We start from the raw sequence: 13,995 nt of genomic DNA on the forward strand, positions 1-13,995 counted from the left end.
TCCTGGAGGGATATCTCCGATGAGTGATGAAGTTATGTCCGGGCATGGCGACCAGAACTCCAGTGCAAAAATCGCGGTCGTCGGATTCTCGTGCCGAGTCGCCGGAGCGGCGACCCCCGACGAGTTCTGGCAGCTCCTCAAAGACGGCCGATCCGGGGTCGGGGAATTCCCGGACGCCCGCCGGGCCGGCCGGGAACCGGGCTTCGGGGACCTGCCGGGCGGATACCTGGACGACGTGGACGGGTTCGACGCGGACTTCTTCGAGGTGTCACCGGCCGAAGCGGCCGCGATGGACCCCCAGCAGCGCCTGGCCCTGGAGCTGAGCTGGGAGGCGGTGGAGAACAGCGGAGCCTCTCCCGAGGCCCTGCGGGGCACCCGCGTCGGTGTCTTCGTCGGGGCCATCAACGACGACTACGCCGCACTGCTGCACCGCCAGGGCGCGGACGCGGTGACACGGCACAGCCTGACGGGCACCCAGCGCAGCTTCATCGCCAACAGGATCTCCTACCGCCTCGGCCTGCGCGGCCCCAGCGCCGTGGTGGACACCGGCCAGTCCTCCTCGCTCGTCGCCGTGCACCTCGGGGTGCAGAGCCTGCTGCGCGGCGAGTCCGACGCGGTGCTGGCGGGCGGCGTGAACCTCATCCTCTCCGAGCACAGCACGAGCAGCCTCAAGCGCTTCGAAGCCCTCTCGCCCGACGGCCGCTGCTACACCTTCGACGCGCGGGCCAACGGATACGCGCGGGGCGAAGGCGGCGGATTCGTCCTGCTGAAGCCCCTGGCGGCGGCTGTCGCCGACGGCGACCGGGTCCTGGCCGTCATCGAGGGCACCGCCATCAACAACGACGGCGGCGGTGACGGCCTGACGGTCCCCAGCGCCGCCGCCCAGCGGGAGGTGCTGCTCGACGCGTGCGCGGCGGCCGGCATCGCGCCCGCGGACGTCCAGTGCGTCGAGCTGCACGGGACCGGCACCAAGGTCGGTGACCCGCTGGAGGCGTCCGCCGTCGGCCAGGCGTTCGGGACCGTACGCCCCGACGGCCAGCCCGTACTGGTCGGCTCCGTCAAGACCAACATCGGGCACCTGGAGGCGGCGGCCGGGATCGCCGGGCTGCTGAAGATCGTCTCCTGCGTCAGCCACCGAGAGTTCGTCCCGACCCTCAACCACGAGACGGAGAACCCGCGCATCCCGCTCGCCGAGTGGAACCTCAAGGTGCAGAAAGAGCACGAGACATGGCGGGGCGAGAACGGCCGGCTCGTCGCCGGAGTCTCCTCCTTCGGACTGGGAGGCACGAACTGCCACGTGGTCGTCACCGACCCGCCGCCGGAGCTGCGCAACGGTCACCACGGACACGGTGGCCATGCCGCGGGCACCTCGTCGGCAGCCCTGCCGGCGCCGTCGGGAACGGGCGGCGCGGTCCCGTGGCCGGTGTCGGCCCGCGGCGAGGCCGCGCTGCGCGGTCAGGCCGAACGGCTGGACGCCTACGCCCGGCAGCGCCCGGAAGCCGACGTCCGCGCGGTCGCCCGCACCCTGGCGGTGGGGCGCGCGCAGTTCGAGCACCGGGCCGTCGTGGTCGGCGAGGACGGGCCGGGCCTGCGGGCCGGGCTCCGGGCGGTGGCGACGGGCGCCGGTGCCGCGAAGGTGGTCCGCGGCGTGGCGCCCGACGCGCGCACCCGCGCGGATTCCGGCGACGCGGACTCCGGAGTGGTGTTCGTCTTCCCCGGCCAGGGCTCGCAGTGGGCGGGAATGGCGGCCGGACTGCTCGATTCTTCCCCGGTCTTCGCCGAGCGGATGGCCGAGTGCGAGGCGGCGCTTTCGCCGTACGTCGAGTGGTCGCTGACAGAGGTGGTACGGGACCTGGCCGACGCGAGCCGGCTCGACCGCGTCGACGTGGTGCAGCCGGCGCTGTGGGCGGTGATGGTGTCCCTGGCCGAGGTGTGGCGGTCGGTGGGCGTCCGGCCCGCCGCGGTCGTCGGGCACTCCCAGGGAGAGATCGCGGCGGCGGTGGTGGCGGGAGCCCTGTCGCTCCCGGACGGCGCGCGGGTCGTGGCGCTGCGCAGCCAGGCGATCGGACAGGGGCTTTCGCGGCGGGGCGGCATGGTCGCCGTCTCGCTGGGCGCGGCGGCTGTCGGCGAGCTGATCGCCGAATTCGACGGGCGGCTTTCGGTGGCGGCGGTCAACAGCCCGTCGTCGACGGTGGTGTCCGGCGAACCGCGGGCGCTGGAGGAGCTGTTGGCCCGCTGCGAGTCCGCGGAGATCCGGGCCCGCAGGGTGCCGGTGGACTACGCGTCGCACTGCGCCGAGGTCGAGGCCGTCCGCGACGAGGTGCTGCGCGGACTGACCGGGATCGCTCCCGCCCGGGCGGGAGTGCCGGTCTACTCGTCGGTGACCGGTGGCACGGTCACGGGCCGGGAGCTGGACGCGGAGTACTGGTACCGGAACCTGCGCGAGACGGTGCGGTTCGAGGAGAGCGTACGGGCCGCGCTGGCGGCCGGGTTCACCCGCTTCGTCGAGGTCAGTGCCCACCCGGTGCTGGTCGCGGGCGTGGAGGAGACCCTCGAAGCGGCCGGTGCGGGCGAGCGCGGCCTGGTGGTCGGCACGCTGCGCCGCGGCGAGGGCGGCTGGGACCGGTTCCTGCTGTCGGCCGCCGAGGCCTGGACGCGCGGCGTCGACGTGGACTGGCCCGCGGTGCTCGGCCCGGGGCCGAGGGCGGCCGACCTGCCGGCGTACGCCTTCCAACGCCGCAGCCACTGGCTCGACTTGACGGCCCCCGAAGGTTCCGCCGCGCACCCGCGGGAGCAGGTCGCGCAGCCCGAGCCGGTGACGGGTACCGGCACCGACGGTGTGTCACCCGAGCGAGTGGCGGATCTCGTACGGGACGAGGTCGCCGTCGTCCTCGGGCATCCCTCGCCCCACGACATCGACCTGGACCGTACGTTCAAGTCGCTCGGTTTCGACTCCCTGGCGATGGTCGACCTGCGCAACCGCCTGAAGACGGCGACCGGCGTCAACCTGACCACGACCGCCCTCTTCGACCACCCGGCGCCGTCCGCGATAGCGGCTCACCTGGAGCGCCGGCTGCTCGGGGTCGACGAGACGGCGGACCGGCAGCCCGCCGCGCCGACCACCGGCGCCGATGACGAGCCGATCGCGATCGTGGCGATGGCGTGCCGGTTCCCCGGCGGCGTGGAGTCGCCCGAGGACCTGTGGGATCTGGTGATGGCCGAGCGGGACGTGATCGGGGACTTCCCGGTCAACCGCGGCTGGGACCTGGAGAACCTCTACGACCCGAAGCTGGAGCGGCGCGGCACGAGCTATGTGCGGCACGGCGGTTTCCTGCACGACGCCGTCGACTTCGACCCCGCCTTCTTCGGGATCTCCCCGCGCGAGGCGCTGGCGATGGAGCCGCAGCAGCGGCTGCTGCTGGAGACGTCCTGGGAGGCACTGGAGCGGGCCGGTCTGGACCCGACGTCGGTGCGCGGCAGCCGGACGGGCGTGTTCTTCGGCGCGATGTTCCAGGAGTACGGACCCCAGCTGCAGGAAGGCGCGGAGGGCGTCGACGGGCACCGGCTGACCGGCGGGACGATCAGCGTGGCCTCGGGCCGAGTGGCTTACACCCTCGGCCTGGAAGGGCCCGCGGTGACCGTGGACACGGCGTGCTCGTCGTCGCTGGTGGCACTGCACTGGGCGGTGCGGTCGCTGCGGTCGGGCGAGTGCTCGATGGCCCTGGCGGGCGGCGTGACGATCATGCCGACGCCCGGGATGTTCGTGGAGCTCAGCCGCCAGGGCGCGTTGTCGCCGGACGGCCGGTGCAAGGCGTTCTCGGCGGCGGCCGACGGCACCGGGTGGGCCGAGGGCGTGGGCGTGCTCCTGGTGGAGAAGCTGTCGGACGCGCGGCGCAACGGGCATCAGGTGCTGGCGGTGATCCGCGGCAGCGCGACCAACCAGGACGGCGCCAGCAACGGCCTGACGGCACCGCACGGCCCGTCGCAGCAGCGCGTCATCCGCGCCGCGCTGGCCGACGCGCGCCTCGCGCCCGGCGAGGTCGACGCGGTCGAGGCGCACGGCACCGGCACGACCCTGGGCGACCCGATCGAGGCGCAGGCCCTGCTGGCCACGTACGGGCAGGGGCGGCCGGAGGGCCGGTCGTTGCGGCTGGGGTCGGTGAAGTCGAACATCGGGCACACCCAGGCCGCCGCGGGCGCGGCGGGTGTGATCAAGATGGTGATGGCCATGCGGCACGGGACGCTGCCGCGCACCCTGCACGTGGACGAGCCGTCGCCGCACATCGACTGGTCCGCGGGCGCGGTGGAGTTGCTGACCGAGCCGGTGGAGTGGACGGCGGACGGGCGCCCGCGCCGTGCGGGTGTGTCCTCGTTCGGCATCAGCGGCACCAACGCGCACGTGATCCTCGAAGAGGCGCCCGCCGATGAGCGGTTGACCGCTTCCGGACCGGCCGCGGCCGACGACAGCGACGGCACGCGTCTCGCGGTCGCCGACGCCTCGGTGCCGTGGGTCGTATCGGGCGCGTCGGAGGAAGGGCTGCGGGCGCAGGCCGGACGCCTCGCGGCCTTCACCGGGACCCGTACGGAGCTGTCCCCGCTGGACGTGGGCTGGTCGCTGGTGGCGTCGCGGGCGGTGCTGGAGCACCGGGCCGTGGTGCCGGCGCCCGACCGGGAGACGGGCCTCGCGGGCCTGTCGGCACTGGCCGACGGCCTGCCCGCCGCGGGCGTGGTCTCCGGTGTGGCGGACGTCCGCGGCCGCGTGGTGTTCGTCTTCCCCGGCCAGGGCTCGCAGTGGCGGGGCATGGCGGTCGAACTGCTCGACTCCTCGCCCGTGTTCGCCGCCCGGCTCGCGGAGGCCGACGCGGCGATCGGACGGTTCGTGGACTGGTCGGTGGCCGACGTCCTGCGGCAGGCGCCGCAGGCCCCCTCGCCCGAGCGGATCGAGATCCTCCAGCCGGTGCTGTTCGCCGTGAACGTGGCGCTGGCCGCCGTGTGGCAGGCGGCAGGCGTACGGCCCGCCGCGGTGGTGGGCCACAGCCAGGGCGAGGTCGCCGCCGCACACGTGGCCGGGGCACTGTCCCTGGAGGACGCGGCGAAGCTCATCGTGCTGCGCAGCGCCCTGTTCGCCCGTGAACTGGTCGGCAACGGCGCGGTCGCCTCGGTGGCCCTGCCGGCGGACGCGGTGGAGGAGCGACTGGCCCGGTGGGAGGGCCGGTTGGTGATCGCCGGGCGCAACGGTCCCCGCGCGGTGACGGTCGCGGGCGACGTCCCGACGCTGGAGGAGTTCGTGGCCGCCTGCCAGGCGGAGAACGTCCGGGCGCGGGTGGTGGGGTCGACGGTGGCCTCGCACTGCGCGCAGGTCGACCCGCTGCGCGAGGAGATCCTGGAGCTGTTCGCCGGGATCACCCCGGCCAGGGGGGACGTGCCCTTCTACTCCACGGTCACCGGCACCGCCCGCGACACCCGGGAACTGACGGCCGAGTACTGGTTCGACAACGCCCGCCGGCCGGTGGACTTCGAGGCCACCGTGCGGGCACTGCTGGCGGACGGCTTCCGCTTCTTCATCGAGTCCAGCGCGCACCCGGTGCTGACCACGGGCATGCAGGCGACGTTCGAGGACGCGGAGACCGAGGCGGTCGCGATCGGTTCGCTGCGCCGTGACGAGGGCGGTCCGGCCCGCTTCCTGACCTCGCTGGCCGAGGGATACGTACGCGGTCTGCCCGGCGTGGACTGGAAGGCCCTGTACGCGGGGACGGACGCGAACCCGACCGGGCTGCCGACGTACGCCTTCCAGCGCCGGCGCTACTGGCTGGAGCCCACGGCCGCCCGCACCGGCGACCCGGGCGGCCTCGGTATCGGCGCCGCACACCACCCGCTGCTGGGCGCCGCCGTACAGGCCGCTGCCGACGGGAACGTGCTGCTGACGGGCCGTCTGTCGATGCAGACGCACCCCTGGCTCGCCGACCACGCGGCCCTCGGCAGCGTGCTGCTGCCCGGCGCCGCCTTCGTGGAACTGGCCCTGCGGGCGGGCGACGCGGTGGGCCTCGACCGGCTGGAAGAGCTCACCCTCGAAGCCCCGCTGACCCTGCCCGAGCGCGGCGGCGTCCAGCTGCAGGTCGCGGTGGAGTCGCCGGACGCCCACGGGCAGAGCCAGGTCGCGGTGTACTCGCGGCCCGAGGCCACGGACGCCGACGACACCGACGAGCCATGGACCCGGCACGCCACCGGCCTGCTGCGCGGAGCGGCCGCGGCACCGGCCGCGGACCTGACGGTCTGGCCGCCCCGGGGCGCGGAGCGCGTCGATCTCGAATCCTTCTACGAGCGGGTGGCGGACATCGGCTACGGCTACGGACCGGCCTTCCAGGGACTGCGCGCCGCCTGGCGCGTCGGCCAGGAGATCCACGCCGAGGTCGCCCTGTCCGAGGAACAGGGCACGGAGGCGGGCCGGTTCGGCATCCACCCGGCCCTGCTCGACGCCGCACTGCACCCCGCCCTGCTGAGCGCGCTCGACGGCCAGGACGGCCAGGGCACGCCCCCCGTACGGTTGCCGTTCGCCTGGAGCGGCATCACCCTGCACGCCGTGGGCGCCGCGACCGTACGGGTACGGGTCGCCCCCGCCGGCACCGACGCGGTGTCCGTGACGATCGCCGACACCGCGGGCGCGCCGGTCGCCTCGGTGGAGTCGCTGACCCTGCTCCCGGTCTCCGGGCGGCAGCTCGGCGGCGCCGAGGACACCACCCGCAACGCCCTGTTCCGCACCGAGTGGACCGCGCTGGCCCTGGCCGACGGCGCCGTGGACACCAGCGGCTGGGCGGTGCTCGGCGCGCCCGGGACCGGGCCGATCGACGCGGCCCTGCACGCCCCCGACCTGGAGTCGCTGTTCGCCGCCGACGCCGCACCGGAGGTCGTGGTGACCACGTGCGCCGGGACACCGGCGAGCGGCCCGCTCGCGGCCGCGGCCCACGAGGCGACGACCGAGGCGCTGGCCCTGGCCCGCGCGTGGCTTGCCGAAGAACGCGCCGCGGAGTCCCGGCTCGTGGTCGTGACCCGGCGGGCCGTGGCCACCCGGACCGACGAGGACGTCACGGACCTGGCACACGCGCCTGTGTGGGGCCTGCTGCGGTCCGCGCAGTCGGAGAACCCCGGCCGCTTCGTACTGGTGGACATCGATGAACTGGACACCTCCCGCGCCGCCCTGACCCGGGCGGTCGCGGCGGCGGTCACGGCGGAGGAGCCGCAGATCGCGGTGCGCGAGGGCACGGCCCTCGTGCCCCGGCTGGCCCGCGCCACCGCCTCGGCGCCCACCGAGGGCGCCGGGCCGCTGGACACGGCGGGCACGGTGCTCATCACCGGCGGCACCGGGGCGCTCGGCGGACTGCTGGCCCGGCACCTGGTCACCGAGCACGGCGTACGGCACCTGCTGCTCACCAGCCGCCGCGGCCGGGACGCCGCCGGCGCCGCGGAGCTCCAGGCCGAACTGACCGCACTGGGCGCGGCCGACGTGACGATCGCCGCGTGCGACGCGGCCGACCGCGACGCGCTGGCCGCCGTCCTGGCCGGCATCCCGGCCGACCGGCCGCTGACCGGCGTGGTGCACGCGGCCGGAGTGCTCGACGACGGCCTGGTCGCCTCCCTGACCCCCGAGCAGACGGAACGGGTGCTGCGCCCGAAGGTCGACGCGGCGGTCAACCTGCACGAACTGACCCGCGGGCTGGAGCTGTCGGCGTTCGTCCTGTTCTCCTCCGTCGCGGGCACCTTCGGCAACCCGGGACAGGGCAACTACGCGGCGGCCAACGCCTTCCTGGACGCCCTGGCCCAGCACCGTCGCGCCCAGGGCCTGCCCGCCCACTCCCTCGCCTGGGGCCTGTGGGACCGGTCGAGCGACATGCTCGGCCACCTCGGACAGCACGACCTGGCCTGGATGGAGCGCGCGGGCATCCAGCCCCTGCCGTCCGCCCTGGGCCTGGCCCTGCTGGACGCGGCGGTCACGCTGGACGACGCGCACCTGGTTCCCGTACGCCTGGAGACGGCCACCCTCCGGCGCGAGGCGGCCTCCGGCATGCTGCGGCCCCTCTTCCGCGGCCTGGTACGGACGGTGGCCCGCAGGGCAGCCAACACCGTCGGCGCCTCCGGCGGCACCGCTCTGGCCCAGCGCCTGTCCGGCCTCGGCCAGGACGAGCAGAACCGGGCGCTGCTGGACCTCGTGCGCGCCCAGGTGGCCACCGTCCTGGGGCACGCCACCCCGGAGACGATCGCCGCCGGCCGCCCGTTCAAGGAGCTGGGCTTCGACTCGCTCACCGCGGTGGAGCTGCGCAACCGCCTCAACGCCGCCACCGGGCAACGCCTCCCGGCCACGCTCGTCTTCGACTACCCCACCCCCGGCCTGCTCACCGACTACCTGCGCGCGGAGGTCCTGGGCGCCACGTCGCCGCCCGCCGCCGCGCCGTCGGTCCCCGCGGTGCCTGGCGGCGCGGCGGACGAGCCGATCGCGATCGTCGGCATGGCCTGCCGCTACCCGGGCGGGGTCGGCTCGCCGGAGGACCTGTGGAAGCTGGTCGCGTCGGGCGGGGACGCGGTGTCGCACTTCCCGGCCGACCGCGGCTGGGACGAGGGGCTCTACGACCCAGACCCGGACGCGACCGGCAAGAGCTATGCGCGCGAGGGCGGATTCCTGCACGACGCGGGGGAGTTCGACCCGGAGTTCTTCGGGATCTCACCGCGCGAGGCGCTGGCCATGGACCCGCAGCAGCGGCTGCTGCTGGAGACGTCCTGGGAGGTGTTCGAGCGGGCGGGGATCGACCCGAGGACGCTGAAGGGCAGCCCGACGGGCGTGTTCATCGGCGTGATGCACCACGACTACGGCACCACCTCCGACACCCCCGAAGGGCTGGAGGGCTACGCGGTCACCAGCACCCAGGGCAGCGTCGCCTCCGGCCGCATCTCCTACACCTTCGGCCTGGAAGGGCCCGCGGTCACCGTCGACACCGCCTGCTCCTCCTCCCTGGTCGCCCTGCACCTCGCGGTGCAGGCGCTGCGCTCGGGCGAGTGCTCGCTGGCGCTGGCGGGCGGTGTGACGGTGATGGCGACCCCGTGGGTGTTCGTGGAGTTCAGCCGACAGCGGGGCATGGCGCCCGACGGCCGGTGCAAGGCGTTCTCCGCGTCGGCGGACGGCGCCGGCTGGTCCGAGGGCGCGGGCATCCTGCTGGTCGAGCGCCTCTCGGACGCCCGCCGCAACGGACACCAGGTGCTCGCGGTCGTCCGCGGCAGCGCGGTCAACCAGGACGGCGCCAGCAACGGCCTCACCGCCCCCAACGGCCCGTCGCAGCAGCGGGTGATCCGCGCGGCCCTGGCCGGTGCCGGGCTGTCGGCTGCCGATGTGGACGCGGTGGAGGCGCACGGTACGGGCACCACGCTGGGTGACCCGATCGAGGCGCAGGCGCTGCTGGCCACCTACGGCCAGGACCGGCCGGCCGACCGGCCGCTGCGGCTGGGGTCCGTCAAGTCCAACATCGGGCACGCACAGGCCGCCGCGGGCGTGGCGGGCGTGATCAAGATGGTGCAGGCCATGCGGCACGGCATGCTGCCGCAGACCCTGCACGTGGATCAGCCCTCCCCGCACGTGGACTGGACCGCGGGCGCCGTGGAACTGCTCACCGAGCCGACGGAGTGGACGACCGACGGCCACCCCCGCCGCGCGGGCATCTCCTCCTTCGGCATCAGCGGCACCAACGCCCACGTCATCATCGAAGAGGCACGGCCCGAGCCCGCCGCCCCCGCCGGGAGCGGCGACACCCCGCCGTCCACAGCGGTGGTGCCCTGGCCCGTGTCCGGGCGGTCCGAGGCCGCCCTGCGGGCCCAGGCCGAGCGGCTGTCCGCCTTCGTGACGGCCGGCGCCGACCTGGCCGTGGCCGACGTGGGCCACTCCCTGGCCTCGACACGAGCCGCCCTCGAACACCGCGGCGTCGTGCTGGCGCCGGACCGCGCGACCGCCCTGGCGGGCCTGACCGCCCTGGCCGGGGGACTGCCCGCCGCCGGCACGGTCACCGGCAGGGCACCCGAGGACCCGGGCCAGGTCGCGTTCGTCTTCCCCGGCCAGGGATCGCAGTGGCAGGGGATGGCGGCGGAACTGCTGGAATCCGCACCGGTGTTCGCCGCGCGACTGGCGGAGTGCGACGCGGCCCTGCGGCCGCACACGGGCTGGTCCGTGACGGACGTGGTCCGGGGCGGGGACGACGCCCCGTCGCTGGACGACGTGGTGGTCGTGCAGAGCGCCCTCTGGGCCGTCATGGTCTCGCTGGCGGCGCTCTGGCGGTCGATGGGCGTGCGGCCCGCCGCCGTCATCGGCCACAGCCAGGGCGAGATCGCCGCGGCGGCGGTGTCCGGCGCGCTGTCCCTGGAGGACGCGGCGAAGGTCGTGTCGCTGCGGGCGAAGGCGATCGCCGAGCGGCTCTCCGGCCGTGGCGGCATGGTCTCCGTACCCCGGCCCGCGGGCCGGGTCCGCGAGCTCCTGGACCGGTGGGGGACGCGGATCTCCGTCGCCTCCGTCAACGGCCCCTCCTCCACGGTCGTCTCCGGCGAGGTGGACGCGCTGGAGGAGCTGCTGGCCGCCTGCGAGGCCGACGGGGTGCGCGCCAAGCGGATCCCGGTGGACTACGCCTCGCACTCCGCCCAGGTGGAGACCGTCCGCGAGGAGGTCATCGGCGCACTGGAGGGCATCCGGCCGCGCCGCGGCGAGATCCCGTTCTACTCGACCGTGACCGGCGGCGTGTTCGACACCTCGGGTGCGGACGCCGAGTACTGGTACACGAACCTGCGCCAGGAGGTGCGCTTCGACGAGACCGTACGGGCCCTGCTGGCGGACGGCTTCGGCTTCTTCGTCGAGTCCAGCGCCCACCCGGTGCTGACCGTCGGGCTCCAGGAGATCTTCGAGGACACCGGCACCCGGGCGGTGGCCCTGGGCACCCTGCGCCGCGAGGAAGGCGGCAGGGAACGGCTCCTGACCTCCCTCGCCGAGGGTTACGTCAACGGCCTGGCCGTCGACTGGGACGCGGTCTTCGCCGGTACGGGCGCCGAGCGCGTCGACCTGCCGACGTACGCCTTCCAGCGGGAGCGCTTCTGGCTGGACGCCCCGGCGCGGCGCGGTGACGTGGCGGGCCTGGGTCTGGTGGCCGCCGGCCATCCGCTGCTGGGCGCGACGGTGTCCCTGCCCGGCGGCGGCGCGCTGTGGACCGGCCGGCTGTCCCTGGCCGAGCAGCCCTGGCTGGCCGACCACACGGTGTTCGGCTCTGCGGTGCTGCCGGGCGCGGTGTTCGTGGAGCTGGCCGTTCAGGCGGGAGAGCGGTCTGGCCACGGCCGCCTGGAGGAACTGACCCTGCAGGAGCCGCTGGTGCTGAGCGGCACCGGTGGTGTCCGGTTGCAGCTGGCCGTGGCAGGAGCGGACGAGACCGGCCGGTGCGCGGTCACGGTGCATTCCTGCCCGGACGACACGGACGCGGCGGGCGACGAGGCGTGGACGCTGCACGCCACGGGTTCGTTGACGCGTGCCGACGGGCCGGCCGACGGGGGCACGGACGTCGCTCTCGACGTGTGGCCGCCGCGGAGCGCGGTGCCGGTGGGCGTGGGCGATCTGTACGACCGGCTGGCCGAGCTGGGATACGGGTACGGCCCGGTGTTCCAGGGGGTGCGGGCCGCGTGGCGGCGCGGCGACGAGGTCTTCGCCGAGGTCGCGCTGCCGGACGCGGTGAGCGGGGACACTGCCGGATTCGGCATTCACCCGGCCCTCCTGGACGCCGTGTTCCACATGTCGATCGATCCGTCCGCCGACGAGGTGCGGCTGCCGTTCGTCTGGTCGGGCGTCGAGCTGTCCGGCGCGCCCGGGCAGGTGGTACGGGTCGGTGTGGTGCCCTCGGGCGAGGGCGGGGTCTCGGTGCGCGTCGTGGACGGCTCGGGTGCGCCGGTGCTCTCGGTGGACCGGCTGGTGACGCGACCGGTGGCGCGGGAACAACTGCGCGCCGCGGGCAACGGGTTGCGGGACGCGCTGTTCGGCGTCGAGTGGACTCCGGCCCCGGTCTCGGCGGAAGCACCGTCCGAGTGGGGCGCGTGGGGTGCGCAGGACGCCTCGGAGTTGGTGGTCTGGGCTCATGGCGGTGCCGTGGGGGAGTCCGTTCCGGCGGTCACGGCGAGTGCGTTGGCCGTGGTGCAGGAGTTCCTGGCGGACGAGCGGTTCGCGGACTCCAGGCTGGTGGTGCTGACGCGCGGGGCCGTGGACGCGAGTCCGGACGGAGGCGTCGTGGACCTGATGGCCGCGCCCGTCTGGGGCCTGGTGCGCTCGGCACAGCGCGAGCACCCGGACCGGCTGCTGCTGGTCGACGTCGAGCAGGGACTCTCCACCGACGCCGAGCAGACAGCGGTGCGGACCGCGCTGGGTTCAGGGGAGCCGCAGGTGGCGGTCAGAGGCGGCCGGGCGTTCGTGCCGCGCCTGGCGCGGCTCACCGTGCCGCGTGGCGAGGAGCGACAGCCGTCCTTCGGCCCGGACGGAACGGTGTTGGTGACCGGTGGCACGGGTGGTCTGGGCGCGTTGGTGGCCCGGCACCTGGTGTCGGCGTACGGGGTGCGGGATCTGCTGCTGGTGTCGCGGCGCGGTGGTGCGGCCGACGGGGTCGACAAGCTGATCGCGGAGCTGGAGGAGTCGGGCGCCCGGGTGCGGGTGGAGGCGTGCGACGTGAGTGAACGCGACTCCCTCGCGGCACTGTTGGCCTCGATCCCGGACGACCGTCCGCTCACCGGAGTGGTCCACTCGGCGGCCGTGCTCGACGACGGTGTGGTCGAGTCGCTGGACGCGGAGCGGCTGTCCGGGGTGTTCCGCCCCAAGGCCGAAGCGGCCCTGCACCTGCACGAGTTGACGGCTGAGCTCGATCTGTCGGCGTTCGTCCTGTTCTCGTCCTTCGCCGGAGTGGCGGGGAGCGCGGGGCAGGCGGGGTACGCGGCGAGCAACGTGTTCCTGGACGGCCTCGCGTCCCATCGCCGTGCGCACGGCCTGCCCGGAGTGTCCCTGGCATGGGGATGGTGGGGAACCGGCGGCGCGTTGACCGGCGGCCTGTCGGACGTGGACCGGGACCGGCTGTCGGGTCTGGGGCTGGCCGAGATGAGCGTGGAGGAAGGCCTGGCCTTGTTCGACGCGGGTGTCGCGGCCGAGGGCGCGCTGGTGGTCCCGGCACTGGTCGACGTGGCGGGACTGCGGCGGCGCGGCGCGGACGGCGTGCCGTCCGTGATGCGGTCGCTCGTGCGCGGCGGCGCGGCGCGGGCCCGCGCCGAGGAGTCGCGGGACGCGGTGGGGCTCACAGCCCGGCTCGCGGGTCTGGGCGAGGCCGAGCGGCAGCGGGTGCTGCTCGACGCGGTACGCGGCTACGTGGGCGAGGTGCTGGGCTACGGCCCCGGCCGGCTGGTGGGAGTGGACACGCCCTTCAAGGGGCTGGGCTTCGACTCGCTGATGGCGGTCGAACTGCGCAACCGCCTGAACAGGGCCACCGGCCTCCGCCTCCCGGCCTCCCTGGTCTTCGACCACCCCACGGTCCAGGAACTGGCCCTGTACCTGGAGACCCGACTGGATTCGGGAGACGGCCCCGGCATCGAGCCGCTCCTCGCGGAACTCGGGAAGATCGAGCAGGCGCTGACCGGGCCGGAGCTCGGCGGCGATTCGCGCCGGCGGCTCATGGACCGCCTGACGAGCCTGCTGGCCCTGTCGGCACCCTGCGAGGACACCGCCGAAACCCTCGCACATCCGGACCCGGCGGACGGCACAGCCTTCGTCGACCAACTGGAAGCTGCGACACCGGACGAGATCCTCGCCGTCATCGAAAAAGAGTTCGGGAATTCCTGAATCTGCTCCCGGCCCGTCCTGAACACACTTTTGCGGAGTGACCTCACATGACCGATGACCAGAACCTGCTGAGCAAGCTGAAGTGGGTCGCGCGGGAGCTGCACCAGACCCGTCAG

The 13,995-nt window shown here is 74.5% G+C and carries 1 protein-coding gene; it reads left to right on the top strand.

The features are described 5' to 3' along the window. Nucleotides 1-19: 19 nt before the first annotated feature. Nucleotides 20-13,879, top strand: coding sequence for a type I polyketide synthase (locus DXZ73_RS35510; RefSeq protein ID WP_240351640.1), 13,860 nt, complete (start codon nt 20-22; stop codon nt 13,877-13,879). Nucleotides 13,880-13,995 lie beyond the last annotated feature (116 nt).

The sequence above is a fragment of the Streptoverticillium olivoreticuli subsp. olivoreticuli genome (genome assembly GCF_003391135.1).
Taxonomy (GTDB): domain Bacteria; phylum Actinomycetota; class Actinomycetes; order Streptomycetales; family Streptomycetaceae; genus Streptomyces; species Streptomyces blastmyceticus.